The following is a 24690-nucleotide window of genomic DNA, read 5'->3' as shown; positions in this document are numbered from 1 at the left end:
ATACCGGCGTGCACCTGCCTGCCGGTGCCGGTGGAGCGGGTCACCACAGCGTGCGCCCCGCGCACGACACCATCCGAGAGGACTCCATTTCCATGAAGGTCGTAGTCATCGGCGGAACCGGGCTCATCGGCTCGAAGGTCGTCGCCAAGCTCAACGCGCACGGGCACGAGGCCGTCGCGGCCTCCCCCAACACCGGCGTGAACACCCTGACGGGTGAGGGCCTGGCCGAGGTCTTGCAGGGCGCGCAGGTCGTGGTCGACGTCTCCAACTCGCCCTCCTGGGAGGACGACGCGGTGATGAACTTCTTCCGCACCTGCACCGGCAACCTCATGAAGGCGAACGCCGAGGCCGGCGTCACCCACCACGTCGCGCTCTCCATCGTCGGCACCGACCGGCTCCCGGAGAACGGCTACTTCCGCGCCAAGCTGGCCCAGGAGGAGCTGATCAAGGCGTCGGGCATCCCCTACTCCATCGTCCACGCCACGCAGTTCTTCGAGTTCGTGAACGGCATCGCGGACGCCGGCACCGAGGGCGACACGGTGCGCATCGCGCCCGTCAAGTTCCAGCCCATCTTCTCCGACGACGTGGCCACCGCCGTCGCCCGCACCGCGGCCGGCGAGCCCCTCAACGGCGTGGTGGAGATCGCCGGCCCGGACGTGTTCCAGTTCGATGAGCTGGTGCGTGACGTGCTGACCTCCCAGAACGACCCCCGCACGGTCGTCGCGGACCCGCACGCCACGTACTACGGGTCCGAGCTGCAGGACGGCTCCCTCGTCCCCGGCTCCGGCGCGCAGCTCGGCGCGACCCGCTTCGCCGACTGGTTCGCGCAAGCGCACCGGTGAGCCCCGCGGGTGGCCCCTGCCCGGCGGCGGGGGCCACCGCGGCCCCGAGACCCACCCCGTACGAAGAGGTCGACCCGCCATGCCCAGGAACCGCGCGGAAACCACCGTCCCACGCTCCCGTCCGCGGGAGGGGGTGACCGGTGCGTACGTCATCGACCCGCTCCACAGCGCGGTCGGCTTCTCCGTCCGGCACGCCGTGGTCGCCGCCGTACGGGGCAGGTTCACGGCCTTCGAGGGCTTCCTGCGGCTCGACGCCCATCGGCCGGCCCGCTCCGAGGCCCACGTGAGCGTGCAGACCGGCAGCCTCGACACGGGCGTCCCGGCGCGGGACTCCCACCTGACCGGCCCCGACTTCCTGGACGCCGCGGCCTTCCCGCTGATGGTCTTCCGCTCCACCGCGGTCGTGCCCCTGGGCGGGGACACCTTCCGCCTGACGGGGAAACTGAGGATCAAGGACGTCGAACTGCCGCTGCACCTCGACCTCGGCTACGGCGGGACCGTCCGGGACGCCGACGGGCAGCGGCGGACCGGCTTCGAGGGCGCGGCCACCCTCCGCCGCTCCGACTGGGGCCTCACCTGGAGCGCGCCCCTCGCGTCCGGGGGTGTCCTGCTCGGGGACACGGTGCGGCTCGAACTCGGCGTCTCAGCGCTACGGCTCGGCCCGGAGGTCCCGTGATGACCCGCTCCCCCGGCCGGCGCCCCGATCCCGCGGCCACGGCCGCGGCCCTGACGGCCCAGGCCGTCGCCCTGGAGCGGCGCGTCGTCGAACTGCGCCGCCAACTCGCGGACGTCACAGACCGCATGCTCGCCGTCGCCGAGGCCCTGAGCGGCCTGCGCGGCTCCGGTCTCCTGCCCGGGCAGGACCCGGGCGACGACCACTGAGGCGGCACGTCGTCAGGCGGGCTGCCACAGCTCGACGCGGTTGCCCTCGGGGTCGGTGACCCAGCCGAAGCGGCCGACGCCGTCCATGTCCTGGGTCTCCCCGGCGACGTCGGCGCCCTTGGCACGCAGTTGCGCGAGCATCGCGTCGAGGTCGCGGACCCGGAAGTTGAGCATGGTCTGCTGGGTGGGGGACCCGAAGTAGTCCGTCCCGGACTCGAAGGCCGCGAACACCGTGGGCCCGGCTTCCTGACGCCACAGTCCGTTCTCGTCGGCGTCGAGGCCCAGGCAGTCGCGGTACCAGGCGCCCAGGGCCGCCGGGTCGGCGGCGCGCAGGAAGTGTCCGCCGATGCCAAGCACATGTTCCATGCCGCCATCCTGTCAGGGCCGTGCCGGGATCTGCCGGACCAGCCCCGCGGCGCGGGGCGGATCGCGGCCGGGTCGCGGACGACGGTTCATGAGGCTGCGCCTACCAGCTGGGAGGAAACGCGTCGTGGAACGGCCCGGCGCTCCTCTGGAAGAGTCGTCGCGCCCGGTGATCCCGCACCGCACGAAGGAACCCAGGACATGAGCCATGCGTCGCCCGTCGACACCGTCCGGGAGTTCTACGCGAACTTCGGACCCAGCTTCGACGATGCCGCGGCCACCTGCCTGCGGCTCCTCCACCCCGACGTCACCTGGCATTCCGTCATCTTCAACGACCATCCCGTGGACGGCCCGGACGCGCTCCTGGGGGATCTGCGCCGCGCCCTGGAGACCTTCCGCGCCGGCGGTCTCCGTACGGAGGTGCGTCACATCCGGGCCGACGGCGACTCCGTCTCCGTGCGCAGGACCGACACGCTGCTGGACGACCGGGGAGAGCCCATGGAGTCGTACGACGTCGTGTCGACCGTCCGTCTCCAGGACGGCATGATCCGCTCCGCGAGGGACCGCTTCGCCGACGCGCGGGCGTCCCGGTCCGTGTGAGGGGCGACGGGGGCGTCCCTACTCCTGGACGACCACCGCGGTCTGCAGGCGGACCGCGTCCTGGCCCGGCGGGGCCCCGAACATGCGGCGGTACTCGCGGCTGAACTGCGAGGGGCTGTCGTACCCGACGGCGTGACCGACCGCGGCGACGTCGTCCGGGGCCGCGATCAGCTGCAGGCGGGCCTTCTGCAACCGGATCTGCTTCTGGAACTGCAGCGGACTCATGGCGGTCACGGCGCGGAAGTGCCGGTTCAGCGAGGACACGCTCATGCCCACCTCGCGGGCGACCTCCTCGATCCGGATGACCTGGTCGTAGTGGGCCTTGATCCACTCGATCGCGCGGGCCACGAGCGACATGCGGCTGTCGGCACGCCCGATCTGCCGGATCAGCGCGCCCTGCGGCCCGGTCAGCAGCCGCCAGTGGATCTCACGCCGTACCCCGGGGGCCAGCACGGGCACGTCACGGGGCTCGTCCAGCAGGCGCAGCAGCCGCAGGACCGCGTCCAGCAGCCGGTCGTCGGCGTCGCTGGTGGCCAGGCCCGGGCCCTCGTACGGCAGGGCCGGGAGGGTGGCGGTCTCCAGCAGCAGCTGGGCGATGGTCGCCGGCCGCAGCGGGAGCCCGAACCCGATGAACGGCTCCGCGGCCGAGGCGCGGCTGATCTGCGAGGTCAACGGCAGCTCCACCGTGGCGACGAGGTACTGGCCCGCCCGGTAGTCGAAGATCCGGTCGCCGAGGACGGAACGCTTCGCCCCCTGGACGGTCAGCGCCATCATCGGCGCGTTGACCGTGCCCATCGGCTCGGTGACGCGGCCGCTCGCGAAGACCACCATGTCCTCGATCCACCGCGGCCGCGGGCTCCCCGCGGCCAGTCGGGTGATCCGCTCACCGATCTCGTCCAGTCTCCCCATCCCTCCAGTGGACCACAGGAACGGCGCCGGGCGCACGCATGATCAGGGCGAGGTCGAGCGGATCGTGCAACGATGCGCGCCGATCGGTCTAGGGGACCGGCGGGTGGCGGGATCGAATGGAGGAGCACAGGGGGACGGCCCGGACGGCGTCCCCGATCCCCGTCCTCCGTGAGGAAGCACTGTCATGCCGCTCGATTCCTACGTCACGCTCGGCCGCTCGGGACTGCGGGTCAGCCCGTTCACCCTCGGCACGATGACCTTCGGTGAGGACCACGGCTGGGGCTGCGGCCCCGAGGAGTCCGCGAACATCCTGGCCGCCTACCTCGACCGCGGCGGCAACTCGGTCGACACCGCGAACATCTACACCAACGGGCACTCCGAGAAGATCATCGGCGACTACTTCGCCGGCCGGTCCTCACTGCGCGACCGGGTGGTGCTCGGCACCAAGTTCTTCGGCAACCTCTTCGAGGGCGACCCCAACGGCGGCGGGCCCGGCCGCAAGGCGATCGTGCAACAGCTGGAGAACTCGCTGCGGCGCCTGCGCACCGACTACGTCGACATCTACTGGCTCCACAACTTCGACCCGTCCACCCCCGTCGAGGAGACCCTGAGGGCGCTGGACGACCTGGTCGGCGCCGGCAAGGTCCGCTACGTCGGGTTCTCCGACGTGCCGGCGTGGGCGACGGCCGAGGCCGCCACCATCGCGCGGTTCCGCGGCTGGACCCCGATCGTCGCGCTGCAACTGGAGTACTCGCTGCTCGAACGCACCTCGGAGGGCGAGCTGATCCCGATGGCCCAGGCGCTCGGGATGGCCGTGATGCCGTGGGGGCCGCTGCGCAGCGGCTTCCTGTCCGGCAAGTACTCCAGCGGCTCCACCGGGCCGGTGGACACCACGCGCACGCACCTGGTCGGCGTCCCCGGCGAGGCCGACTACAAGGTCATCGACGCGCTGGGCGCCGTCGCCGCCGACGCGGGCGCGGACCCCGCCGCCGTCGCCCTGGCCTGGGTGCAGGGCCGCCCCGGGGTCACGTCCACCCTGATCGGCGCACGCCGCATGGACCAGTTCGAGGCCAACCTGCGGGCCTTGGACGTCACCCTCACGCCGGACCAGCTCGCCGTGCTCGACGAGGTGTCCGCGCCGGCGCTGAACTTCCCCGCCCACAACAACGCGACGATGGCGCCGATGCTCCAGTTCGCCGGGGCGGTCGTCGACGGCCGTCCCGCCGTGCCCTCCCCGCTGCTGCGCGCCAGTGACGCCCGCTACTGAAGGGCCCGCGGGGGCCGGGACGACCGCGTCCCGGCCCCCGTGCCGGCGAGCGGCCCCGCGTCAGGCGCCGACGTAGGAGGACAGGTGCCGGCCGGTCAGGGTGGTGCGGTCGGCGACCAGGTCCGCGGGGGTGCCCTCGAAGACGATCCGGCCGCCGTCGTGGCCGGCGCCGGGGCCGAGGTCGATGATCCAGTCGGCGTGCGCCATGACCGCCTGGTGGTGCTCGACGACGATGACGGACTTCCCGGAGTCGACGAGGCGGTCCAGCAGGCCGAGCAACTGCTCGACGTCGGCGAGGTGCAGGCCGGCGGTGGGCTCGTCGAGGACGTAGACCCCGCCCTTGTCGGCCATGTGCGTGGCCAGCTTCAGCCGCTGCCGTTCACCGCCGGAGAGCGTGGTGAGGGGCTGGCCGAGGCTGAGGTAGCCGAGTCCGACGTCGGCGAGCCGGCGCAGGATGCGGTGCGCGGCGGGGGTGTGCGCCTCGCCCGCGCCGAAGAACTCCTCGGCGTCGGTGACCGACATGGCGAGCACCTCGCTGATGTCCCGCCCGCCGAGGTGGTACTCCAGCACGGACGCCTGGAACCGCTTGCCCTCGCACTCCTCGCAGGTGCTGGCGACGCCGGCCATCATCGCCAGGTCGGTGTAGACCACGCCGGCGCCGTTGCAGGTGGGGCAGGCGCCCTCGGAGTTGGCGCTGAACAGGGCGGGCTTGACGTCGTTGGCCTTGGCGAAGGCCTTGCGGATCGGGTCGAGCAGTCCGGTGTACGTCGCGGGGTTGCTGCGCCGTGAGCCGCGGATGGGGCTCTGGTCGACGGACACCACCCCGGCGCCGGCGGGGACGGACCCGTGCACGAGGGAGCTCTTGCCGGAGCCCGCGACGCCGGTGACGACGGTGAGCACCCCGAGCGGGACGTCGACGTCCACGTCCCGCAGGTTGTGCGCCGAGGCGCCGCGGATCTCCAGGTGCCCGGTGGGCTTGCGCACCGTCTCCTTCAGGGAGGCGCGGTCGTCGAAGTGCCGGCCGGTGATGGTGCCGCTGGCGCGCAGCCCTTCGATGTCGCCCTCGAAGCAGACCGTGCCGCCCGCCGTGCCGGCGCCGGGGCCGAGGTCCACGACGTGGTCGGCGATCGCGATGGTCTCCGGCTTGTGCTCCACGACGAGCACCGTGTTGCCCTTGTCGCGCAGCCGCAGCAGCAGGCCGTTCATCCGCTGGATGTCGTGCGGGTGCAGACCGGTGGTCGGCTCGTCGAAGACGTAGGTGGTGTCGGTGAGGGACGAGCCGAGGTGGCGGATCATCTTGACGCGCTGCGCCTCGCCGCCGGAGAGGGTGCCCGAGGGCCGCTCCAGCGACAGGTAGCCGAGCCCGATCTCCACGAACGACTCGAGGGTGTGCTGCAGCTTGGTGAGCAGCGGCGCGACCGAGGGCTCGTCGAGCCCGCGCACCCACTCGACCAGGTCGCTGATCTGCATCGCGCAGGCGTCGGCGATGCTGGTCCCGCCGATGCGCGACTCGCGGGCGCCCTCGCTGAGCCGGGTGCCGTCGCAATCGGGGCAGGTGGTGAAGGCCACGGCGCGGTCCACGAACTCGCGGATGTGCGGCTGCATCGCCTCCTTGTCCTTGGCGAGCATCGACTTCTGGACCCGCGGGATCAGGCCCTCGTAGGTCATGTTGATGCCCGCGATCTTCATCCGGGTCGGCTCGCGGTGCAGGAAGTCGTGCCGTTCCTGCTCGGTGAACGTGCTGATCGGCTTGTCGGGGTCGAAGAAGCCGGACTCGGCGTAGAGCCGGGAGTTCCAGCCGCCGCCCTTGAAGCCGGGGACGGTGATGGCGCCTTCGTTGATCGACTTGGAGTCGTCGAAGAGCCGGCTCAGGTCGATGTCGGAGACGGTGCCCCGGCCCTCGCAGCGCGGGCACATGCCGCCGGTGCGGGTGAAGGCGACCTTCTCGGCCTTGGCGGCGCCGCGCTCGACGGTGATCGCGCCGCTGGCGCGGACGGAGGGGACGTTGAAGGCGTACGCGCTGGGCGGGCCGATGTGCGGGGTGCCGAGGCGGCTGAAGAGGATGCGCAGCATGGCGTTGGCGTCCGTGACGGTGCCGACCGTGGAGCGGGGGTCGGCTCCCAGCCGCTGCTGGTCGACAGTGATCGCGGTCGTCAGCCCGTCGAGGACGTCCACCTCGGGGCGGGCCAGCGTCGGCATGAAGCCCTGCACGAAGGCGCTGTAGGTCTCGTTGATCAGCCGCTGCGACTCGGCGGCGATGGTGTTGAAGACGAGCGAGCTCTTGCCCGAGCCGGAGACCCCCGTGAAGACCGTCAGCCGGCGCTTCGGGATCTCGATGCTGACGTCCTTGAGGTTGTTCTCGCGCGCGCCGTGCACGCGGATCATGTCGTGGCTGTCGGCAACGTGCGGCGCAGGCGACTGCGCGTCCGCCTTCTTGGCCATGTTCGTCGTCTCTCCATCTGTCTGTCCGGGGTGTGCGGGGCGGCCGCCCGCGCGATCCGCCGTCGTCGCCCGGCCCGGTCCGACCGGGTCCGACCCGCTGCGGAGCGTTGTGTCCGGCGCTTGCCGAGGGTGCGGACGTCGGCCACGGTAACCGGCCACCGGGCCGCCCCGCTCCCGCTTCGGACCGGTCCCCGTCGAACGGACCGGGTCCGGGCCGGGTTCCCGGGCGCCGGGTCTGCGGGAGGCGGGGTGCGGGGTGCGGGGTGCGGTCAGCGGACCTCGTTGAAGCGGATCATGTTGCCCGCCGGGTCGCGGAAGGCGCAGTCCCGGACGCCGTAGGGCTGCTCGGTCGGCTCCTGGACGACCTCGGCGCCGCCCGCCACCAGCCGCTCGAAGACCTCGTCGAGGTCGGGCGTGACCAGCACGAGGCGGGCGTAGGTGCCCTTGCCCATCATCGCGGTGATGGTGGCGCGCTCCTCCTCCGTGATCGCCGGGTCGCCGGCCGGCGGCTCCAGCACGATCGACGTACCGGGCTGGTCGGCGGGGCCGACGGTGATCCACCGCATGCCGCCGTAGCCGACGTCGTTGCGGACCTTGAAGCCGAGGGTGTCGCGGTAGAAGGCCAGCGAGGCCTCGGGGTCGGTGTGCGGGAGGAAGGTCCAGTGAATGGTGATGTCCATGGCCGTCACGCTAGCCGCGGCCCGCTCCCGGGGGCTTCTCCATTCCTGACCGATCCCCGTACCGCTCCGTGGGCGGGGCCCGGCGCCAGGTGACGCCACTGGCCGGCGGTCAGCCGCCGGACGACCTCGATCCCCGCCTCGCCGGGGGCGGAGGGCCCCTCCGGCCGGGGGCCGCGGGCGACCTCGGTGAAACCGAGGCGCCGGGCGACGGCCCCGCTGGGCGCGTTGGCGGCGTCGTGGTGGATCTCCAGCCGCTCGACGCCGGGCAGCGAGAAGCCCTCGCCGACGAGGGCGGCCACGGCCGCCGTGGCGAAGCCGCGGCCGGTCCACCGGGGGTGGAGCCAGTACCCGATCTCCAGGCCGCCGGGGCCGATGCGGCGGTGGAGGCCGCAGCCGCCGATCACGGTGCCCTCCGCGGTGATCGCGTAGGCGAAGGCCTCGCCACTCCGCCACTCCTCCTCACCGCGGGCCAGGAAGTCGGCGGCGCGCTGCCTGCTGTGGCCGACCGCCCAGGGCATCCAGGGGAGGAGGTGATCCAAGGACTCGCTGATGGCGTGGTCCAGGGCGTCGAGGTCGCCGGTGCGCCAGCGGCGCAGTTCGGCCGGGCCGGAGGGGAGGGTCTCGGCGGGCTCGTCCATGCCCGGGATGCTCTCGCGGCGGTGGGTCGGGCGGCAACGCGATATCGCGCGGGCGGGGCGGCGCGTCGTGCGCCGCCCCGCCCGTGGGGTCGCCGGGCCGGCGGTCAGCGGACCGAACGTGCGGCTTCCTCGATGATGCGGGCGGTCTCCTTCGGGTGGGAGACGCTCACCGCGTGGGAGGAGCGGACCTCCTCCACGTGCGACTTGGCGCGCTTGGCCATGAAGACCTGCAGCTCGCGGGGGATGTTGAGGTCCTTGGACGCCACGAGGGTCCAGGAGGGGATGGTCTTCCAGGCGGGCTCGCCGGAGGGCTCGTTGAGCGCGGCGCCGGACACGGGGCGCTGGGTGGCGGCCATGACCTCCGCGGTGTGCGCCGGGACGTCCGCGGCGAACTGGTGGTGGAACTTGGCCTGGTCGATGTAGAGGTCGACGCCCTTGGAGCCGTCGGGCATCGTGACCGGCACCTGCTTGAGCGCGCCGCCGAGCGTGCTGCCCTCGAACTTCAGCGACAGGTTGAAGGCGTCCTCGCCCTTGTCGGGCATGAACGCGGCCAGGTAGACGAGGGCCTTGACGTTGCCGGCGCCGCGGGCCGCGTTGGAGATCACGGCACCGCCGTAGGAGTGGCCCGCGAGGACCACGGGGCCCTTGATGCTGTCCACCAGCTCCCTGACGTAGGCGGCGTCGCTGCTGAGCCCGCGCAGCGGGTTGGACGCGGCCACCACGGGGTAGCCGTCGCGCTTCAGCTTCGCGACGACGTCGGTCCAGCTGGAGGAGTCGGCGAACGCTCCGTGCACGAGGACGACGGTCGGCTTGCGGTGGTGCGAGGACGCGCCGCCGCCCTTGGCGGCGCTGGCGGGACCGACGGTCGCGGCGAGCAGCCCCGCTGCGACGGTCACGGTCGCCATGAGGGCGAGCGGGGTGCGGATGGTCCGGTAACGGGCGTGACGGTTCACGGGTTGGCCCTTTCGAGGCGGGTGTTGATGGTGCCGTCCGGCCTCGGGACGGAGGCCGGCGGTGGGTACGGCGTCGTTGCCGTACGTCTGGAGGAGGTGGCCGCGGCCGGTGAAGGACGTGCGGTTCCGGGCCACCTGGGTTGCACCGGTGCTCGCGGGCGGCGGTGCGCTGCGCCGCCGCCCCGCGATCCGGGGGCGAGGTGGGGTCAGTGGGTGTGCAGCACGGTGTGCAGCGTGCGGGTCGCCTGCTCCATCGCTGCGGCGGTCGCCTGCGTGGAGCGCACCGGGTTGAGCATCATGAAGTCGTGCAGGGTGCCGTTGTAGCGGACGCTGACCGTGGGAACGCCGGCCTGGGTCAGCTTGCGGGCGTAGGCCTCGCCCTCGTCGCGCAGGACGTCGTTCTCGTCGGTGATGACCAGCGCCGGCGGCAGCCCCTCGAGGTCGGCCAGGCTCGCCCGCAGCGGCGAGGCGGTGATCTCGGCCCGCTCCGCGGGGTCGGTGGTGTAGCAGTCCCAGAACCAGGCCATGCCCGCCGCGGTCAGGTGCGGTCCGTCGGCGAACTCCCGGTAGCTGCCGGTGTCCTGGGCGGCGTCGGTCACGGGGTAGTAGAGCGACTGGTGGACGAAGCTCACGTCGCCGCGCTGCTTGGCCATGATGGTCAGGGCCGCGGTCATGTTGCCGCCGACGGAGTCGCCGGCGACGGCCATGCGGGAGGCGTCCAGGCCCTCGTCCGCGCCGTTCGCGGTGATCCAGCGGGCCGTGGCGTACGCCTGCTCGATCGCGACCGGGTAACGGGCCTCGGGCGAGCGGTCGTACTCCACGAACACCACCGCGGTGTGCGCCAGGAAGGCCAGTTCGCGCACGAGCCGGTCGTGGGTGCCGGCGTTGCCGAGCACCCAGCCCCCGCCGTGCACGTACAGCACCACGGGCAGGACCTCCTCGGCGCCCTCGGGCTTGACGACGCGCACCCGTACGTCGCCCACCTCGGCCGGCACGGTGAGCCACTTCTCCTGGACGTCGTACTTATCGACCGGCGCCGCCTGGATGTCGTCGAGGACCTTGCGGGCGCCTTCCGGACCGAGCTCGTGGAGCAGGGGCGGCTTCGCGGTGGCGACCGCTATTTCCTGCGCCGCGGGCTCGAGAACGGGCTTGATCATCGTCGAACTCCCAAGTTCGTCATTCCGGTGCGTTGTTCCTTCGCACATTCGACCGGGGAGCGGACGAATCTGTGACGCCTCAGCGGAGAATTCCGTCGTCGCCGTGTTCGTGGGTGATCTCCTGGTATTCCCGCACGGTCGGCTTGGGAATCTGGGTGCCCTTTCCGTACAGGCCCCGGCTGAGCAGCGCCCGCAATCTCTCGGCACGCCCGGCCCTGCCGTCCGGGGACAGGCGGATGGGCGCGTACTGCTCGTGCTGCGTGAGGAGGTGGAGCTTCTCCCGGCGGAGCGGCTGGTGCACCTCGACGTACTCACCGTCCGGCAGCCGCTTGATGATCCCGGTCTCCCGGCCGTGCAGCACCTCGTCGCGGTCCTTGCGCTGGAGTGCCAGCGCCCAGCGCTTGGTCACGACGTAGACGACGAAGGGCACGACGAACAGGCCGATCCGGACGGTCCAGGTCACGGCGTTGACCGACATGTGCAGCCGGACGGCGATCAGGTCGTTGGCCGCCCCCAGCAGTGCCACCGCGTACACGCTGACCCAGGCCGCGCCCAGGGCGGTGCGCACCGGGCGGTTGCGCGGCCGGTCGAGGAGGTGGTGGTCGCGCCCGCCGTCCTTGGTGACCCAGGCCTCGACGAACGGGTAGGCGCCCAGGGCGAGGAAGAGCCCGGCGCCGGCCAGCAGCGGCACGAGGTTGTCCAGGGCGAGGGTGTGGCCCCAGGCGGTCAGCTCCCAGCCCGGCATGACGCGCAGCAGTCCGTCCAGGACGCCCATGTACCAGTCGGGTTGCGAGCCCGCGGTGACCTGGTCCGGCCGGTAGGGGCCGTACATCCAGATGGGGTTGATCTGCGTGGTCGAGGCGATGATGAGGATGACGCCGCTGACCAGGAGGAAGTACGCCCCCGACTTCACGGCGTACACGCGGAAGGGCAGGCCGACGATGTTCCGCTCGGTGCGCCCGGGGCCCGGGTACTGGGCGCGCCGGTGCCGGCGCGCCAGGACCAGGTGGGCGACGACGATGCCCGCCATGAGGGCCGGGATCACCACGACGTGCAACGTGTTGAAGTGCGCGATCAGCTCCTTGCCCGGGTACTCGCCGCCGAAGAGGAACATCGACAGGTAGGTGCCGACGACCGGGATGGAGAGGATCGTCCCGTTCACGACCACGAGCCCGGTCCCCGACAGCAGGTCGTCCGGGAGGTCGTAGCCCGTCAGGCCCTCGAACATGCCCAGGACCAGGAGCGAGAAGCCGAGCACCCAGTTGAGTTCGCGCGGCTTGCGGAACGCGCCGGTGAAGAAGACCCGCAGCATGTGGGCGAACATGCTGGCGACGAAGATCAGCGCCGCCCAGTGGTGGGCCTGGCGGATCAGCAGACCGCCGCGCACCTCGAAGGAGATGCGCATCGTCGAGTCGAAGGCCTCGGAGACCGTGAGGCCCTGCAGCGGCACGTAACTGCCGTGGTATTCCACGGGTGTCATGGACGGGTGGAAGTACAACGACAGGTAGATCCCGGTGAGGACGAGGATGAAGAAGCTGTAGAGGGATATCTCCCCCAGCATGAAGGACCAGTGGCTGGGGATCACTTTCTGCCGGAGGGACGGCCCGGAACGTGTTTCGGCGCCCGTGCGCACTCTGAACCATTCCGCGACCCTCGTGCCCCTGCCCGGCTGTTGCGATTCGGCGGGCCGGCTACCGCTTCCCATGTTGCTGTCACCATTCATGTTTCACCCATGGCGGGTCGCAGGTCGGCACTCTCGTGCACCTTCCGCATATATGACTGATCAGACGATGAATTTGTGACGCGCACCGTGTGAGCCGCATCGCAGGAACGGCGACGGAGGCGGGGCGCAATGTCACAAGGTCCGTGCCCGCCCTGTCTCACCAGCAGGACAGGAAGAGCGGTGCCGTGTCCGTGTGTGCGAGGTGGGAGGCCAGGGGCCATGGATTTCTCCGATGACGCGGTGCCGATCACGGAGCTGCTGGACGAGCGCCGGCACTTGCTGGACGTCGCACTGTGGATGGTGGGCGGTTCGGCGGAGGCCGAAGCGGTCGTCGACGAGGCCTACCGGCGGTGGTTCGAGCTGCCGGAGGCCGCACGGGGGACGATCGAGTCGCCCGGCGCGTGGCTGGTGAGGGCGGTGGGCGGGATCTGCCTGTCCCGGCTGGCACGGTCCGCCGGGGCCACCGGACCGGTCGCGGGCGATCCGGCGCGTCCGCGCCTGGCGGCCGAACTGGAGCAGGAGATCGGTGAGGTCCTGCTGACGGCCCTGGACGCGCTGTCGCCCGCCGAGCGGGCGGCCTTCGTGCTCAACGGCTGCTTCGGGATGACGTTGAGCGAGGTGTCGGACGTGGTGGGCCGGCCGGAACCGGAGTGCGCCGAGCTCGCGGACCGCGCGCGCCGCACGATCCGCGCCTGCCGGTCGCGTCCCGCGACGCCGCAGGAGCACGACGCCGTGGCGCGCGCGGTGCGCGCGGCGTGCCTGAGTGGTGACCCCGCGCGGCTGTCCGCACTGTTGTGTCCCGACGCCGCGGCGTTCTTCGACGGGGGCGGGAAGCTGCGGGCGCTGGTCCGGCCGGTGCACGGTGCCGAGCCGGTCGCGCGCAGTCTGCTGACCCTGCTCGCGCACCACCCGCGGGTGTCGCTGTCCGTCCACCCGGTCAACGGCCGCACCGGTCTGGTGGCCTGCTACGAGGACCGGGTGGTGGCGGTCGTGAGCCTGGACGTCGCCGACCGGCGCGTCTCGCAGGCCTGGGTCGTACTCAACCCCGACAAGCTCCGGCCATGGAACGTCCCGGATCGCGTCGTCGGCCCCGCCCGGCCCGCCCTTGACTCCTGAAGGGGCGGGCGCGCGACGCGGCGGGCCACCCGGCCCTTCAGGGTGTGTCCGGCGGGCCGCCGCTGCCGCCCGGGCGGCCCGCGATGTCCGGGGCGGCCGCAGCGTCCGGGGCGAGCACGGCCTCCAGCGGGGCGAGGTCACCGGTCCTGGCCGCCGAGACGAAGACCTCCAGCAGGCGCTGGTGCTCGGCGGCGTCCGCCGTCCCGGGGGCCCCGGCCGTGACGCGCTGCCGGGCCCGGCTCACGATCTTGCGTACGTTGACCAGGCTGAGCTGCAACATCTCGGCGATCTCCGGATAGGCGTAGTCGAACGCCTCCCGCAGCACGTAGGCCGCGCGTTCCGTCGGGCCCAGCCGCTCCAGCACCAGCAGGAGGGCGAGTTCCACGGCCTCGGCCCGCTGGACGCCCGCCTCGGGGTCCGCACTCGTGTCGACGGGTTCGGGCAGCCAGGGACCGATGTAGGTCTCCCTGCGCACCCGGGCGGACCGGGCGACGTTGATGGCCAGCCGGGTCGTCGTGGTGGAGAGGAAGGCGGCCGGACTGAGCACCGCGGAGCGGTCGGTCCGCTGCCAGCGCAGCCAGACCTCCTGCACGACGTCCTCGGCCTCGACCGCGCTGCCGAGCACGCGGTAGGCGATCCCGAACAGACGAGGCTGGAGTTCCATGAAGGCGCAGGCGGCCTCGTCGAGGGCCCGCGGTGCGGCGGCGGGCCCGGCGTCCGCCCGCCCCGGGACTCCGTCCGCCCGCGCGCCCTCACCGTCGGCGGGCGGCCGGCGGGCGCACACGTCACCCATCCGGTCAGAGGTCATGTACGGGCAGCCCCCAGCCGCGCGACACGAAGGTGTCACACGATGCGTCACCTGGATGGCCACCACCGGGACTCCGGTCACCGAACGTCACGTTTTCTCCCCTCGCATCCACGGCATGGACCGGCAGACACCCGATCACGTGCCAGGAAATGCGGGAGAGCGTCGTCGACGACCACCGGAACAACAAGCCTCGGGCGAATGCGCGGTGTGTTCTGGAGGATCCGGAACCCACCGTTGGTTCACATCATACGCTCGACAAAAGCCGTAAATCAGACGGTGATTGCGACACTTCAGCAAAAAACGCACAGAAGGCATGCCATCGTGTTCGGAGACACAGTGACACGCTCCGCACTCAGGGTGGACACTGTGCCCTCAGAAGGCCGGACGTCACGGAAGGTGACGAGCGGCGGCTACCCGCGCCCCTGGAGGTAGCGGATGAGGGTCCCGTCGGCATCCCCCTCGCCGAGCGCTTCCACGACGTCGTGGACGGCTCGCTCCAGCAGGGGCGCTCCCAGCCGCAGCACGTCGCAGGCGACCGCGGTCAGGCACACGTCCACGCTCCGCCGGTCGTGCGCCGAGGTGCGCGTGGTGATCAGTCCGCGGTCGCGGAGCCGGGTCACCAGCCGGCTGGTCGCCGACTGGGACAGTCCGATCTCATCGGCCAGTTCGTCGAAGTGGAGCGGGCCCCCGGCGTCACGGACGCCGTCCCTGAGCACCGTCAGCGCGTGGAACTCCCGGGCGCTGACCCCCAGTTCCCGGTGCAACACCCGCTCGACGCGGATCTCGACGCGGCGGTGGAGCCGGTCGAGCGCGCTCCACCGCCCCGCCGTCGTCCCCGTACTCATACCGCCGCGCGGTCGCCCGCCTGCCGCTCCGCGCGGCGCCCGGGGGCGGCGCTGGTGAGGAACGCGTCCCGGGGGTGCTGCACCGAGGCGAGCGAGACGAGGTCGCGGCCGAAGAGGGCCGCGGTGACCCACACGGTGAGCACCCTGACCTTGCGCTCCCAGGTGGGCACGGCCAGCACGTGGTAGCCGCGGTGCATCAGCCAGGCCGGGAAGCCCTTGATGACGATGGCCTTGTACTGGAAGATCCCGCGGCCCAGGCCCAGCGTGGCGACCACGCCGAGGCTGCTGTGCCGGTAGTCCCTGACCCGGCCGCCGCGCAGGCTCGCCAGGATGTTCTTGGCCAGCCGCTTGCCCTGCCGCACCGCGTGCTGGGCGTTCGGCACCGTGTGCGCCCCCGGCACGGGCGAGGCCAGGTCGGGCACGGCCGCGTCGTCCCCGGCCGCCCACGCGTCCGGCACCGGCTCGTCGTCCGTGCCCACCCGCAGGTCGGGGCGCACGACGAGCAGTCCGCGCTCGTCGACGGGCAGGTCGGTGTGCTTGTGCACCACCGGGTTCGAGGCGTTGCCGGCGGTCCAGACGATGAGTTCCGAGTCGAACTCCTCACCGCTGGACAGCACGACGTGACCGTCCTCCGCGGAGACGAGCTGGGTGTTCAGGTGCACGTGCGCACCCCTGCGTTCCAGGTGGCGCACGACCCACGCCCCGGGCTTGTCCCCCACCTCGGGGAGGATGCGGCCGCGGGCCTCGACCAGGTGGAACGACAGCTCGTCCAGGCTCAGTTCGGGATAGGACTTGAGCATCGCGGTGGCCAGCGACAGCAGTTCGCCGAAACCCTCGACACCGGAGAACCCGCCGCCCACGAAGGTGACCGTGAGCAGCTTGCGCCGCTCGGGCCCGGGGGGCAGCGAGGCCGCCTGGTCGAACGCCGTCAGCAGCCGGTCGCGGATGGCGACGGCCTCCTCGACGTGCTTGAGGCCGATGGCGCTGTGGGCCAGGCCCGGGATGGGGAAGGTGCGGGTCACGGCACCGGCGGTGACGACCAGGGTGTCGTAACGGAGGTCGTACTCCTCGCCGTTCACGGGCCGGACGGTCACCGTCCGGTCGGCGTGGCGGACGTCGGTCACGCTTCCCGCGATGAGACGGGTCTTGTGCAGGTGGCGCCGGAGCGACACGGCGGCGTGGCGGGCCTCCACCGAGCCGGCGGTGACCTCGGGCAGGAACGGCTGGTAGGTCATGTAGGGACGCGGGTCGACGACGGTGACCCGTGCTTCCCCGGGCCGAAGCGTCTTCTCCAGCCCCCAGGCCGTGTAGAAGCCCGCGTAGCCGCCGCCGACGATCAGGATCTCGCGCATGATTCCCTCTGTTTCTCTCCGTCACCAGGTAGACAGCACAGCTCCCGTCGATGTGACAGGGCATGCCCGCTGAGTGGCGAACACTGTGATGACCGGGCACGCATATCGGGGCGTAACATGCCAGAACGGTCGCCCGTGGGTCCCTGTGCACCCCCTCCGGCGGCCGAATGGATCAACACTGTCTGCTACGTTCCGGAGGACTCGACCTCAGGCCGGCACGGGCTGACCGACGTCCACGGCGACCCCACGCGCCCGCGCCCGCCCCACACCCGCCCGCACCGCCCTACCGGTGCCGCACCCGGCTGCCCCCCACCCTTCCCCTGGAGCCCCCGTGCGCTCAGCGCTCCTGTCCACCGTTCTCGTCAGCACCGTCGCGCTCGCGCCGTTCGCCGCGGCGTGTGCGGACGCCCCTCCCCCCGAGGACGCCCACGCCTCCCCGACCGCCACGACGGACCTGCGCGTGGGGGCCGTCTGCTCGGCGCGCTTCAGCTTCGCCACCGACGTCTCGTGCGGGCTGACCCACTTCGGCGACGTGCGCCACCACTGCGCCGGAGGGCCCACCGGTACGTGCCCGAGGACCCGCTCCGTTACGCTGGAGAACATCGGCACAACGCCGGTCAGGCTCGTGGCCGTCAGCGGATCGGAGCCCGGGGAGAGGCACGAGACCGTCTCCCGCACCCTGCCCTCCGGGGCCGTGCAGGTCCTCACGCCCCGGGCGGGCGACACCTACCTCTACGACATCCTCCTGCGCGCGGACGACGGCGTGGCGGCGGTGGGCGTCACGGCCGTGTCCTGAGGCCGCAGGCCGTCGTCGCGCACACACCGTCACAGGCGCCGGTCGCAAGCACCGTCACACCCGCTGTCACAAGTGCGCGGGGACCGCGGTCTCCCCTCGGAGGGGCGCGGTCGCGGACGGCAGGAGCGGCCGGCACCCGCCCCGCCGGTGCGCCGCGGCGCACACGACGCGAGCAAGGGATGGAAGCATGTCGTACCCACAGCAGGTGTACTTCGGGGACACGGGCGAGATCAACGCGAACTTCCGCCCGGCGAGCACCCCGCCGAACGTCGGCCGGGCCGGAGACGGCATCCACTACCTGGCGACCACGGACATGACGCGGGGCGAGTACGGGCTCTACCGCGTCATGATGAAGGCGAACGCGGGTGGTCCCAGCACCCACTTCCACCGGACCATCTCCGAGTCCTTCTTCATCCTCAACGGGACCGTCCGCCTCTACAACGGCGAGAAGTGGGTCGACGCGCGGGAGGGCGACTTCCTGCACGTCCCGCAGGGCGGGCTGCACGCCTTCCGCAACGACTCCGACGCCCCGGCCGAGATGCTGCTGCTCTTCACGCCGGGCGCACCGCGCGAGGAGTACTTCGAGAAGGTGGCGCAGATGGGCGACGCGACGCCGGAGGAGCGCGCCGCGTTCCTGGACGAGCACGACTCCTACTTCGTCGACTGACCGGTGCCGGTCCCGTGGTGCCCGCCGCGGACGGGGCACCACGGGACGGACGGCCTCACGGGCGGACGGCGTCACGGGCGGACGGCGTCATGCGGCGAGGACGGCGAGTTTCGTCGGGCTCATCATCCACATCACGCGGTCGATGCCCTCCGGGGTGACGCTCACCGTGAGGACGGCGAAGACGGTGCCGTCGCGGGACAGCTTCGCGGCGGGGCGGCCGTTGACGTGCACGGGCTCGACGACGGCGCCCACCCAGAACCGGTCGGCGAAGGCGTGGATGTACTTGGCCACGCGCTGCCGTCCGACGACGGGGAACTTCGACGCCCGCACCTCGCCGCCGCCGTCGGAGTACGACACGACGTCCTCGGCGAACATCTCCTCCAGCACACCCACGTTCCCCGCCTTGGCGGCGGCCACGAAGGCCGTCAGGAAGCGCTGGTGGTCGGCGGCCACGACGCCCACCCGCTTCTCCCTCGCCAGGTGCTTGCGCGCCCGGCTCACCAGTTGGCGGGCGTTGGCGTTCGACTGGCCGAGGATCTCCGCGATCTGCGCGTACGGGTACTCGAACGCCTCCCGCAGGACGTAGGCGGCACGCTCGGCCGGTGTGAGCTTCTCCAGCAGCATCAGCACCGCGACCTCGAGCGCCTCGCCGTTCACGGCGCCGAGGGCGGGATCGCTCTCGGTGTCCACCGGCTCCGGCAGCCACGGCCCGACGTAGGTCTCACGGCGGGCCCTGGCCGACTGGAGCACGTTGATGGCGAGCCTCGTCACCGTCGTCGCGAGGAACGCCCGGGGGTTCTCCACCTTGGCACGGTCGTAGGTCTGCCAGCGGATCCAGGCGTCCTGCAGGATGTCCTCGGCCTCGCTCACGCTGCCGAGCATCCGGTAGGCGATGCCGAACAGGCTTCCGCGGGCGGCCTGGAACTCCTCCTGCGCTGCCCGGAGGTCCTCGGCGTCATCCACTGCTTCGTCCTCGGTCGGCGTCGGCCGCGTCCGGGAAGGGCGCGCCGGTGGTTCAGGACAGCCAGTCCCTGTAGTGGGTGGGGGCGATGCGGGCGTCGCTGCCGCCGACGAGGACGTCCCCCCGCGCGACGGCGAACATGCCCGCGGTGTCGTCGACGACGACGCCGCGCCCGTCGCCCTTGGCGGCGATGGTGATTCGGCCGATCTCCTCGAGGGGGAAGACGTCGGGCCCGGCGATGTCCACGGTCCCGTTGAGCGGGGGGCCCGAGGCGACCTCGGCGACCATCCGCGCGACGTCGGCCGCGGCGATCGGCTGGAGCCTGGTCCGCGGCAGCCGTACGGTGTCGCCGTCGGTGGTCCAGGACATGGTCGCTTCCATGAACTCCATGAACTGGGTGGCGCGGACGATGGAGTACGGGAGGGAACTCGCCTTGAGGATGTCCTCCTGGAGCACCTTCGCCCGGTAGTAGTCGAGTTCCGGCACCTCGTCGACGCCCACGATCGAGAGGATGACCATGTGGCCGACGCCGCCCTTCTCGCTCGCCGCGACCAGGTTGTCCATGGACGTCTGGAAGAAGGCGGGCGAGGCCTCGTCGAAGGTCGGCGAGTTCGTGAGGTTCACGACGACGTCGGCGCCCGCGACGGCCTCCACGACGCCCTCGCCGCTCAGGAGGTCCACGCCGGTGGACAGGGAGTGCGGCACGGCCTCGTGTCCGGCTGCTTCGAGGTTCTTCACGACCTGGGAGCCGATGAGCCCGGTTCCGCCGATGACTGCGATTTTCATGGCTTTGCCCATCTCCCGATGCTGATGACCGGTGCATGCCTCTACTGCTTAACGTACCTGCGCGGCAGTCGCCGCGCCTGGGCTGCCACGGGGCGGCCGGGGGTGCGCAGGACCGCTCCGCCCGTGCCCTCAGCAGACGCCGTTCCGGCCTTGCCCGCCCGCGCGGGGACGGCCGCCCGCTGGAGCGCGACGATGGCGACGTCGTCGCGCAGCGCGCCCCGCAGGTGCCGGCACAGGTCCTCCCGGACGTGCCGTACGAGGCCGACGGGATCCGTGCCCGTCCAGCGGGCGAGGCGGTCGCGCAGGGGGTGGAAGGCACCGAAGCCGAGGGGCGGGCCGCCGCGGCGGGGCTTGAGCCGGGGCCCGGCCGGCGACGAGGGGCGCGGAGACTGTTCGCGCTCAACGTGACCGCGCCGAGCCTGCTCGCCCACACCGCCCTGCCGCACCGGCGGGAGACCTCGGGCTTCCTCGTCAACGTGTCGGCACCTACGGCCACTGCCCGCTGCCCGGCGGCGGGCACTACGCCCGCGACCGAGAGCGCGCCGGAGCTCGCGCCCGAAGGGGTGCGGGGCACACGGCCGCCCCCGGGCCGACCGACACGGACGTCAGGGTCGCCGCGCGTGCCCGGCCGCGACCGCATCCCGATGCGGCGCCTCGCAGAGCCCGGGGACGTCGCGGAGTGGATCCTGCGCGTCGCCGAGCCGGTCCGCACGCACATGACCGTCCGATCGGGGTCAGGCGCCGGCCTGCCGCGCCTTCTGCCAGCGCTCGACGTAGTCGCGCCGCTGGATCGTGCGGCGCTCCTCCTCCGTGGTCCCGCCCCAGATCCCTTCGAGGCGGCCGGCCGCCAGCGCCCACTGCAGGCACCGCGCCGTCACAGGGCACCGCAGGCACACGGCCTTGGCCTCGGCGATCTGCGCCAGACCCGGGCCCCTGTCGCTGATGGGGAAGAACAGCTCCGGATCCTCCTCCTGGCACGCGGCCTCGTATCTCCAGTTCATGGAACCTCCTCGTACGGGACACCCCGGCTCTGGGCCCGCCCGGCGGACCCGCAGGCCGTGCGTCCGTGACGGGGACTCCTCAGGGAGACCAGTGGACCGACGGGTGTGTGACGCCCGGATTTGCCCGGTACGGGCACCCGGCGGGCGCGGCGGGGCCAAGCTCCTGAACCACCGGGCGAGTTGCGCGGTCGGCCCGTCCGCCCGGCGCGTCGCGCGCGGACCGGCGGGTCGGTCGGTCGGTCGAAGTCGGTGATCGGGTCCGGACCTCTCCCCCCGGGGGCGCACGGAGCCCGTCCGTAGGCAGGCACCGCGGTGGGCGAGCGGGGCGGCCGCGGACCTCGCGCGCGCCGAGGTGGCGGCCGCCCGGGCACGTGGCCCGCGACCGCGACGCGCCTTCCCGGCACCGCGTCCCCGCGCCGCGTCCCGGCGGAACGACCTCGTGACCCGGGCCGCTGCCGGGTGCACAATGGCCTTCCACTGCCGCCGCCACGGCGGCGGCGAACGCTCATGGGGGACCGACATGTTCTACCTTCTGGCTGCCCTGTTCGTCGTCGCGGTCATCGTGGCGCTCCTGGTCGTCCTGAACCGCCGCGGCAACTCCTCCGCCCGGGTGATCCCCGGCGAGTCCGGCACGCCCGAGAGGTTCGGGCTGGGCCACATCCACCAGGACCGGAACCTCTGAGCGCCGGCGGGGCGACGCCAGGCGGCGTGGCGTTCAGGACACCGGGGGCCGAAATGTGGAGCTTTCCAGCGCAATTGATGTGCTGGATATGCTGGCGGCATGGAGAAGGCCAAGAACGAGGAATGGCTCACCGATGACGAGCAGCGCGCCTGGCGGACCTACCTGGACGTCGGCACACTGCTGCTCAACCAACTCGGACGCGACCTGGAGCCGTTCGGCCTGACCATCAACGACTACGAGATCCTGGTGAACCTCTCGGAGTCGCCCGGCCACCGCATGCGGATGAGCGACCTGGCCCGCGCCACCCTGCAGTCCAAGAGCCGGCTGTCCCACCAGATCAGCCGCATGGAGACCGCGGGCCTGGTCCGCCGCGAGAACTGCGAGTCGGACCGGCGCGGGCTGTTCGCCGTCCTCACCGAGGACGGCTGGCAGACGATGCGGGACGTCGCCCCGCACCACGTCGCCGCCGTGCGCGAGCACTTCATCGACCTGCTCCCCGCCGAGGACCAGGCGGCCCTCCGCAGGGCCCTCACCCCGGTCGCCGAGCACCTGCGCGCGGAACGCGGCACGACCTGAGGGGCCCCTGACGCCGCACGTGACGAATGTCCACGCATGTGGCGTTTTACGGGCACGGCCCGGGGCAGGCGAACGGATGAGGGGGGTTTCCGTTCCCGTGAGTGCTAGGGAGTCGACCCCATGTCAACAGGGACACTTCTGGCGATCATCATCCCCGTGGTGGTGGTACTCGCCCTGATCGCGGTCGCGTCCACCCTCTTCATCCGGCACCGGCGCCTGAAGGGCCGCTTCGGCCCGGAGTACGACCGGACGGTGGAGGACGCCGGCAGCCGCAAGGACGCGGAGCGCGACCTGGCCGCCCGCGCCAGGCGTCACGACTCGCTGGACATCAAGCCGCTGCCGAGCGGCGTCCGCGACCGCTACGCGCGGGAGTGGACGAGCGTCCAGGAGGAGTTCGTGGACCGGCCCGAGGACGCCGTCCACGACGCCGACAGCCTCGTGGCCTCCCTGATGCGCGACCGCGGCTACCCGACCGAGGGCTTCGACCAGCAGGTCAAGGACCTCTCGGTGGAGCACGGCCGGACCCTGGACCACTACCGCGCGGCCCATGAGGTCAACGACCTCAGCACCCGGCACGAGGCCACCACCGAACAGCTGCGCGGCGCGATGGTGCACTACCGCGCCCTGTTCGACGACCTGCTCACCGACGGCGGTGGGCGGCGCCACGCCCGGGCCTGACGTAGCGCCCGGCACGCACAACCCGCACGACCCACCGGAAAGGCGGAGAAACGATGGAACGCGAGCGTGTCTCCCGCGGAAGCGGTCTGGCCACCGAAGACCTCGCAGGGACCCATGCGCCCCCCGGCACCCCGCAGGACAGCCCCGAGGCGGCCCCCAGGGCACCGGAGTACCCGGGCGAGAGCACCGGGACACGGGGCGGACCGCCCCCGGACGACGCGGTCGGCGCCCCGGCCCGGGACGGCGCCGCGGACGAGGCCCCGCAACTGCTGGGCTCCGACGACGAGGAGGGCTTCCGCGACCGCTGGCAGCGGATCCAGAGCGAGTTCGTCGACGACCCGCGCGACGCCGTGCACGCCGCCGACGAGTTGGTCGCCGACGTGATGCAGAAGCTGGCGTCGACCTTCGCCCAGCACAAGCAGGGCCTGGAGGGCCAGTGGACCCGCGGGGAAGAGGTGAACACGGAGGAGCTGCGCACGGCGCTCCGGCGCTACCGCTCCTTCTTCAACCGCCTGCTGTCGACCTGAGTCCGGCCGAGCGGGGCCTCACCCCCACGGGGGCGGCGCCCCGCTCCCCCATGCGACGGGCCGGGCACACAGGGTCCGCGGGTTCGGGCAACGCACGCGTCCTGAGGGGGACGTGGGGCCGAGGTGGGTCCTGTGACAGGTGGGACGCAGGGGAACGGGGCCGGACGCCTCAGCGAGTCGGAAGCCGCGGGCGCCGCGGCCGGATGCGCGGTCACCCCGTGACGACGCGGCGCTCCACGCCCGGGAGCCCCTTGTCCCACCAGTGCCCGTAGCGCCGGTAGACGGCCGGATCGCGATCGGCGAGCAGCGCGCGGAGCTTCACTGCCTCCGTGCAGAGGCCGTCCCACGCGGCCTTGCCCAGCGTGCGGAAGGCGGTCAGTTCCAGTCCGCCGCCGGTCGCCCGCCACACCCCGGCGACCTGCCCGTCGACAAGCAGACAGGGCAGCGTGTCGCCGTTGCGCCGCACGACCACCGGCCGGTACTCCTCCGGCACGACCCGGCCGGCGCCGGTGTGGGCGAACAGGACGCTGTCCCACATGGGGAGCAGCCGCGGAGGCGCCGGCGTGTCCTCGTCCGGGACGGTGGCGCCCGCGAGGTCGTACAGCGGCGTGCGGCCGGGGCCCGCCACCGGCACCACCTGGTCGCCGAGGCCCTGCAGCGCCCGGGTGACGACGGAACGCTGGAGCAGCGTGAACCGTGCGAAGTCCTGGGCGGAGCCGGGACCGAACGCGCGCAGGTAGGAGAGCAGGAGTTGCCGCACCCCGGCGTCCGTCTCCTCCTGCGTCGGCGCGGGGACGGCCGCGGCGGCGCGGTAGGTGTTCGGCTGCGCGAACGACCAGGGGCCGCCGGCCGGCACATGGTGCGTCGGCGCGTACGTGCGCAGCGCCCACCACACCCGGTGGGCGTGCTCGCCGAACCGCGCCGTGACCTCGGCCTCGACCTCGGGGCCGGTGCGGGGCTGCGCGAGGAAACCGGCGAGTTCGGGGAGGACCGCGTCGGCGTCCTCGGGGCGCAGCCCGGTCGAGCCGTAGCGCCGGTCGTACAGCCGGGACGCCCGCAACGTGTGCACCATGGCGGCGTGGTGGCCGGCGTGGTCCTCGGCGTGGACGGCGTGCAGCGTGATCCGCATCAGGGTCGACTTCACTATCCGGCCGTCCGCGAACGCCGCGTCCAGGTCCTCCGGGGCGAAGTCCCGCACGCGGTTCCACAGCGCCAGGTACGGCGAGGCCGGGCTCTGCGCCTGCAGCGCGCAGACCCGGCGCACCGCCTCGGCCACGTCGAGGCGCCGGCGTTCGAGCAGGAGCTGACGGTCCAGGGTGGCGAGGGCGAGTTGCCGCGTGGTCAGACTCATGGCCGGATCATGCCACCCGGGTCGGACAGCGCGTCCGGCCCGCCGCCCCGAACGCGCCGTGCATGCCGGTGCGACGGCGGGGCACACG

General features: G+C 72.3%; 27 protein-coding genes and 1 pseudogene. 12 read left to right on the top strand and 16 right to left on the bottom strand.

Annotated elements, in window-relative coordinates; genetic code table 11:
- The first annotated feature begins 92 nt into the window (after nucleotides 1-92).
- The 3 genes from ABZ479_RS05095 (at nucleotide 93) to ABZ479_RS05085 (ending at nucleotide 1724) form a co-directional block, all read left to right on the top strand.
- Nucleotides 93-842 (top strand): SDR family oxidoreductase, encoded by a 750-nt coding sequence (locus ABZ479_RS05095; RefSeq protein ID WP_500459985.1) that lies wholly within the window; start codon nucleotides 93-95, stop codon nucleotides 840-842.
- Between the two features lie 79 nt (nucleotides 843-921).
- Nucleotides 922-1518, top strand: coding sequence for a YceI family protein (locus tag ABZ479_RS05090; RefSeq protein ID WP_500459984.1), 597 nt, complete (start codon nucleotides 922-924; stop codon nucleotides 1516-1518).
- Complete coding sequence (locus ABZ479_RS05085; RefSeq protein ID WP_500459983.1) at nucleotides 1518-1724, top strand: hypothetical protein; 207 nt, start codon at nucleotides 1518-1520, stop codon at nucleotides 1722-1724. Before ABZ479_RS05090 ends, ABZ479_RS05085 begins: the two co-directional genes overlap by 1 nt.
- Before the next feature lie 12 nt (nucleotides 1725-1736).
- On the opposite strand, the gene ABZ479_RS05080 is transcribed toward ABZ479_RS05085, so the two are convergent.
- Complete coding sequence (locus tag ABZ479_RS05080; RefSeq protein WP_500459981.1) at nucleotides 1737-2090, bottom strand: VOC family protein; 354 nt, start codon at nucleotides 2088-2090, stop codon at nucleotides 1737-1739.
- A gap of 198 nt (nucleotides 2091-2288) precedes the next feature.
- Between ABZ479_RS05080 and ABZ479_RS05075 the strand changes: the two genes are divergently transcribed.
- Nucleotides 2289-2687, top strand: a complete 399-nt coding sequence (locus tag ABZ479_RS05075; protein ID WP_500459980.1) for a nuclear transport factor 2 family protein — start codon at nucleotides 2289-2291, stop codon at nucleotides 2685-2687.
- Nucleotides 2688-2705: 18 nt separating this feature from the next.
- On the opposite strand, the gene ABZ479_RS05070 is transcribed toward ABZ479_RS05075, so the two are convergent.
- The gene (locus tag ABZ479_RS05070; protein WP_500459979.1) at nucleotides 2706-3596 is read right to left on the bottom strand and encodes an AraC family transcriptional regulator; all 891 of its coding nucleotides are present in this window, start codon (nucleotides 3594-3596) and stop codon (nucleotides 2706-2708) included.
- A 184-nt stretch (nucleotides 3597-3780) separates the two neighbouring features.
- On the opposite strand from ABZ479_RS05070, the gene ABZ479_RS05065 reads away from it, so the two are divergent.
- Nucleotides 3781-4863 carry an aldo/keto reductase gene (locus ABZ479_RS05065; protein ID WP_500459978.1) on the top strand — a complete coding sequence of 361 codons (1083 nt, stop codon included), beginning with the start codon at nucleotides 3781-3783 and terminating at the stop codon, nucleotides 4861-4863.
- 60 nt (nucleotides 4864-4923) lie between these two features.
- On the opposite strand, the gene ABZ479_RS05060 is transcribed toward ABZ479_RS05065, so the two are convergent.
- The 6 genes from ABZ479_RS05060 to qcrB all read right to left on the bottom strand — a co-directional run bounded on the left by ABZ479_RS05060 (nucleotide 4924) and on the right by qcrB (nucleotide 12438).
- Complete coding sequence (locus ABZ479_RS05060; RefSeq protein ID WP_500459977.1) at nucleotides 4924-7305, bottom strand: ATP-binding cassette domain-containing protein; 2382 nt, start codon at nucleotides 7303-7305, stop codon at nucleotides 4924-4926.
- A 269-nt stretch (nucleotides 7306-7574) separates the two neighbouring features.
- A complete protein-coding gene (locus tag ABZ479_RS05055; protein WP_500459975.1) occupies nucleotides 7575-7985 on the bottom strand; it encodes a VOC family protein in 411 nt (136 codons plus the stop codon).
- A gap of 5 nt (nucleotides 7986-7990) precedes the next feature.
- Entirely contained in the window at nucleotides 7991-8623 is a 633-nt protein-coding gene (locus tag ABZ479_RS05050; RefSeq protein WP_500459973.1) for a GNAT family N-acetyltransferase, read from the bottom strand.
- A gap of 104 nt (nucleotides 8624-8727) precedes the next feature.
- On the bottom strand, nucleotides 8728-9576 hold the full coding sequence (locus ABZ479_RS05045; protein WP_500459972.1) for an alpha/beta fold hydrolase: 849 nt from the start codon (nucleotides 9574-9576) through the stop codon (nucleotides 8728-8730).
- Between the two features lie 206 nt (nucleotides 9577-9782).
- Nucleotides 9783-10733, bottom strand: coding sequence for an alpha/beta hydrolase (locus tag ABZ479_RS05040; protein WP_500459970.1), 951 nt, complete (start codon nucleotides 10731-10733; stop codon nucleotides 9783-9785).
- Nucleotides 10734-10812: 79 nt separating this feature from the next.
- Complete coding sequence (gene qcrB / locus ABZ479_RS05035) at nucleotides 10813-12438, bottom strand: cytochrome bc1 complex cytochrome b subunit (protein ID WP_500459969.1); 1626 nt, start codon at nucleotides 12436-12438, stop codon at nucleotides 10813-10815.
- 237 nt (nucleotides 12439-12675) lie between these two features.
- Here qcrB and ABZ479_RS05030 point away from each other — a divergent pair, with 237 nt between their 5' ends.
- Complete coding sequence (locus tag ABZ479_RS05030; protein ID WP_500459967.1) at nucleotides 12676-13572, top strand: sigma-70 family RNA polymerase sigma factor family protein; 897 nt, start codon at nucleotides 12676-12678, stop codon at nucleotides 13570-13572.
- Nucleotides 13573-13624: 52 nt separating this feature from the next.
- Here ABZ479_RS05030 and ABZ479_RS05025 read toward each other — a convergent pair.
- From ABZ479_RS05025 to ABZ479_RS05015, 3 genes and pseudogenes are all read right to left on the bottom strand, one after another.
- A pseudogene (locus ABZ479_RS05025) lies at nucleotides 13625-14236 on the bottom strand (sigma-70 family RNA polymerase sigma factor); the annotation flags it as partial.
- A gap of 554 nt (nucleotides 14237-14790) precedes the next feature.
- Nucleotides 14791-15225: a MarR family winged helix-turn-helix transcriptional regulator gene (locus tag ABZ479_RS05020; protein WP_500459966.1), complete on the bottom strand. Its 435-nt coding sequence runs from the start codon at nucleotides 15223-15225 to the stop codon at nucleotides 14791-14793.
- Nucleotides 15222-16577 (bottom strand): NAD(P)/FAD-dependent oxidoreductase, encoded by a 1356-nt coding sequence (locus ABZ479_RS05015; RefSeq protein ID WP_500459964.1) that lies wholly within the window; start codon nucleotides 16575-16577, stop codon nucleotides 15222-15224. Before ABZ479_RS05015 ends, ABZ479_RS05020 begins: the two co-directional genes overlap by 4 nt.
- 331 nt (nucleotides 16578-16908) lie before the next feature.
- On the opposite strand from ABZ479_RS05015, the gene ABZ479_RS05010 reads away from it, so the two are divergent.
- Both ABZ479_RS05010 and ABZ479_RS05005 read left to right on the top strand, forming a co-directional pair.
- On the top strand, nucleotides 16909-17373 hold the full coding sequence (locus ABZ479_RS05010; RefSeq protein ID WP_500459963.1) for a hypothetical protein: 465 nt from the start codon (nucleotides 16909-16911) through the stop codon (nucleotides 17371-17373).
- A 187-nt stretch (nucleotides 17374-17560) separates the two neighbouring features.
- Nucleotides 17561-18040 carry a cupin domain-containing protein gene (locus tag ABZ479_RS05005; RefSeq protein WP_500459962.1) on the top strand — a complete coding sequence of 160 codons (480 nt, stop codon included), beginning with the start codon at nucleotides 17561-17563 and terminating at the stop codon, nucleotides 18038-18040.
- A gap of 87 nt (nucleotides 18041-18127) precedes the next feature.
- On the opposite strand, the gene ABZ479_RS05000 is transcribed toward ABZ479_RS05005, so the two are convergent.
- The 4 genes from ABZ479_RS05000 to ABZ479_RS04985 form a co-directional block, all read right to left on the bottom strand.
- Nucleotides 18128-19003 (bottom strand): RNA polymerase sigma-70 factor, encoded by an 876-nt coding sequence (locus ABZ479_RS05000; protein ID WP_500459961.1) that lies wholly within the window; start codon nucleotides 19001-19003, stop codon nucleotides 18128-18130.
- A 52-nt stretch (nucleotides 19004-19055) separates the two neighbouring features.
- Nucleotides 19056-19787: an SDR family oxidoreductase gene (locus ABZ479_RS04995; RefSeq protein ID WP_499610383.1), complete on the bottom strand. Its 732-nt coding sequence runs from the start codon at nucleotides 19785-19787 to the stop codon at nucleotides 19056-19058.
- Nucleotides 19788-19828: 41 nt separating this feature from the next.
- Nucleotides 19829-20218 carry a hypothetical protein gene (locus ABZ479_RS04990; protein WP_500459960.1) on the bottom strand — a complete coding sequence of 130 codons (390 nt, stop codon included), beginning with the start codon at nucleotides 20216-20218 and terminating at the stop codon, nucleotides 19829-19831.
- Between the two features lie 303 nt (nucleotides 20219-20521).
- On the bottom strand, nucleotides 20522-20788 hold the full coding sequence (locus ABZ479_RS04985) for a WhiB family transcriptional regulator (protein WP_500459959.1): 267 nt from the start codon (nucleotides 20786-20788) through the stop codon (nucleotides 20522-20524).
- 520 nt (nucleotides 20789-21308) lie between these two features.
- Here ABZ479_RS04985 and ABZ479_RS04980 point away from each other — a divergent pair.
- The 4 genes from ABZ479_RS04980 (at nucleotide 21309) to ABZ479_RS04965 (ending at nucleotide 23251) form a co-directional block, all read left to right on the top strand.
- Nucleotides 21309-21470: a hypothetical protein gene (locus ABZ479_RS04980; protein ID WP_416876589.1), complete on the top strand. Its 162-nt coding sequence runs from the start codon at nucleotides 21309-21311 to the stop codon at nucleotides 21468-21470.
- A 99-nt stretch (nucleotides 21471-21569) separates the two neighbouring features.
- Nucleotides 21570-22046 carry a MarR family winged helix-turn-helix transcriptional regulator gene (locus tag ABZ479_RS04975; RefSeq protein WP_500459958.1) on the top strand — a complete coding sequence of 159 codons (477 nt, stop codon included), beginning with the start codon at nucleotides 21570-21572 and terminating at the stop codon, nucleotides 22044-22046.
- 120 nt (nucleotides 22047-22166) lie between these two features.
- Nucleotides 22167-22724 (top strand): hypothetical protein, encoded by a 558-nt coding sequence (locus ABZ479_RS04970; RefSeq protein WP_500459957.1) that lies wholly within the window; start codon nucleotides 22167-22169, stop codon nucleotides 22722-22724.
- Between the two features lie 53 nt (nucleotides 22725-22777).
- On the top strand, nucleotides 22778-23251 hold the full coding sequence (locus tag ABZ479_RS04965; RefSeq protein ID WP_500459956.1) for a hypothetical protein: 474 nt from the start codon (nucleotides 22778-22780) through the stop codon (nucleotides 23249-23251).
- Between the two features lie 211 nt (nucleotides 23252-23462).
- Here ABZ479_RS04965 and ABZ479_RS04960 read toward each other — a convergent pair whose 3' ends face one another.
- Nucleotides 23463-24602, bottom strand: a complete 1140-nt coding sequence (locus tag ABZ479_RS04960; protein WP_500459954.1) for a winged helix DNA-binding domain-containing protein — start codon at nucleotides 24600-24602, stop codon at nucleotides 23463-23465.
- Between the last annotated feature and the right edge of the window lie 88 nt (nucleotides 24603-24690).

Origin of the sequence: Streptomyces sp. NPDC005722 (assembly GCF_040630935.1) — a bacterium.
Taxonomy (GTDB): Bacteria; Actinomycetota; Actinomycetes; order Streptomycetales; family Streptomycetaceae; genus Actinacidiphila.
Note: the sequence above shows the minus strand (reverse complement) of the source record. Positions and strands in the feature narration are given on the sequence as shown.

Coding starts and splice junctions, on each gene's coding strand:
- ABZ479_RS05040 (WP_500459970.1), bottom strand. CDS start 10,733: ATGATCAAGCCCGTTCTCGAGCCCGCGGCGCAGGAAATAGCGGTCGCC.
- ABZ479_RS05020 (WP_500459966.1), bottom strand. CDS start 15,225: ATGAGTACGGGGACGACGGCGGGGCGGTGGAGCGCGCTCGACCGGCTC.
- ABZ479_RS04965 (WP_500459956.1), top strand. CDS start 22,778: ATGGAACGCGAGCGTGTCTCCCGCGGAAGCGGTCTGGCCACCGAAGAC.
- ABZ479_RS05075 (WP_500459980.1), top strand. CDS start 2,289: ATGAGCCATGCGTCGCCCGTCGACACCGTCCGGGAGTTCTACGCGAAC.
- ABZ479_RS05065 (WP_500459978.1), top strand. CDS start 3,781: ATGCCGCTCGATTCCTACGTCACGCTCGGCCGCTCGGGACTGCGGGTC.
- ABZ479_RS04960 (WP_500459954.1), bottom strand. CDS start 24,602: ATGAGTCTGACCACGCGGCAACTCGCCCTCGCCACCCTGGACCGTCAG.
- ABZ479_RS05015 (WP_500459964.1), bottom strand. CDS start 16,577: ATGCGCGAGATCCTGATCGTCGGCGGCGGCTACGCGGGCTTCTACACG.
- ABZ479_RS05085 (WP_500459983.1), top strand. CDS start 1,518: ATGACCCGCTCCCCCGGCCGGCGCCCCGATCCCGCGGCCACGGCCGCG.
- ABZ479_RS05060 (WP_500459977.1), bottom strand. CDS start 7,305: ATGGCCAAGAAGGCGGACGCGCAGTCGCCTGCGCCGCACGTTGCCGAC.
- ABZ479_RS04985 (WP_500459959.1), bottom strand. CDS start 20,788: ATGAACTGGAGATACGAGGCCGCGTGCCAGGAGGAGGATCCGGAGCTG.
- ABZ479_RS05095 (WP_500459985.1), top strand. CDS start 93: ATGAAGGTCGTAGTCATCGGCGGAACCGGGCTCATCGGCTCGAAGGTC.
- ABZ479_RS05070 (WP_500459979.1), bottom strand. CDS start 3,596: ATGGGGAGACTGGACGAGATCGGTGAGCGGATCACCCGACTGGCCGCG.
- ABZ479_RS04980 (WP_416876589.1), top strand. CDS start 21,309: ATGTTCTACCTTCTGGCTGCCCTGTTCGTCGTCGCGGTCATCGTGGCG.
- qcrB (WP_500459969.1), bottom strand. CDS start 12,438: ATGGGAAGCGGTAGCCGGCCCGCCGAATCGCAACAGCCGGGCAGGGGC.
- ABZ479_RS05080 (WP_500459981.1), bottom strand. CDS start 2,090: ATGGAACATGTGCTTGGCATCGGCGGACACTTCCTGCGCGCCGCCGAC.
- ABZ479_RS05030 (WP_500459967.1), top strand. CDS start 12,676: ATGGATTTCTCCGATGACGCGGTGCCGATCACGGAGCTGCTGGACGAG.
- ABZ479_RS04995 (WP_499610383.1), bottom strand. CDS start 19,787: ATGAAAATCGCAGTCATCGGCGGAACCGGGCTCATCGGCTCCCAGGTC.
- ABZ479_RS05055 (WP_500459975.1), bottom strand. CDS start 7,985: ATGGACATCACCATTCACTGGACCTTCCTCCCGCACACCGACCCCGAG.
- ABZ479_RS04970 (WP_500459957.1), top strand. CDS start 22,167: ATGTCAACAGGGACACTTCTGGCGATCATCATCCCCGTGGTGGTGGTA.
- ABZ479_RS05090 (WP_500459984.1), top strand. CDS start 922: ATGCCCAGGAACCGCGCGGAAACCACCGTCCCACGCTCCCGTCCGCGG.
- ABZ479_RS05005 (WP_500459962.1), top strand. CDS start 17,561: ATGTCGTACCCACAGCAGGTGTACTTCGGGGACACGGGCGAGATCAAC.
- ABZ479_RS05050 (WP_500459973.1), bottom strand. CDS start 8,623: ATGGACGAGCCCGCCGAGACCCTCCCCTCCGGCCCGGCCGAACTGCGC.
- ABZ479_RS04975 (WP_500459958.1), top strand. CDS start 21,570: ATGGAGAAGGCCAAGAACGAGGAATGGCTCACCGATGACGAGCAGCGC.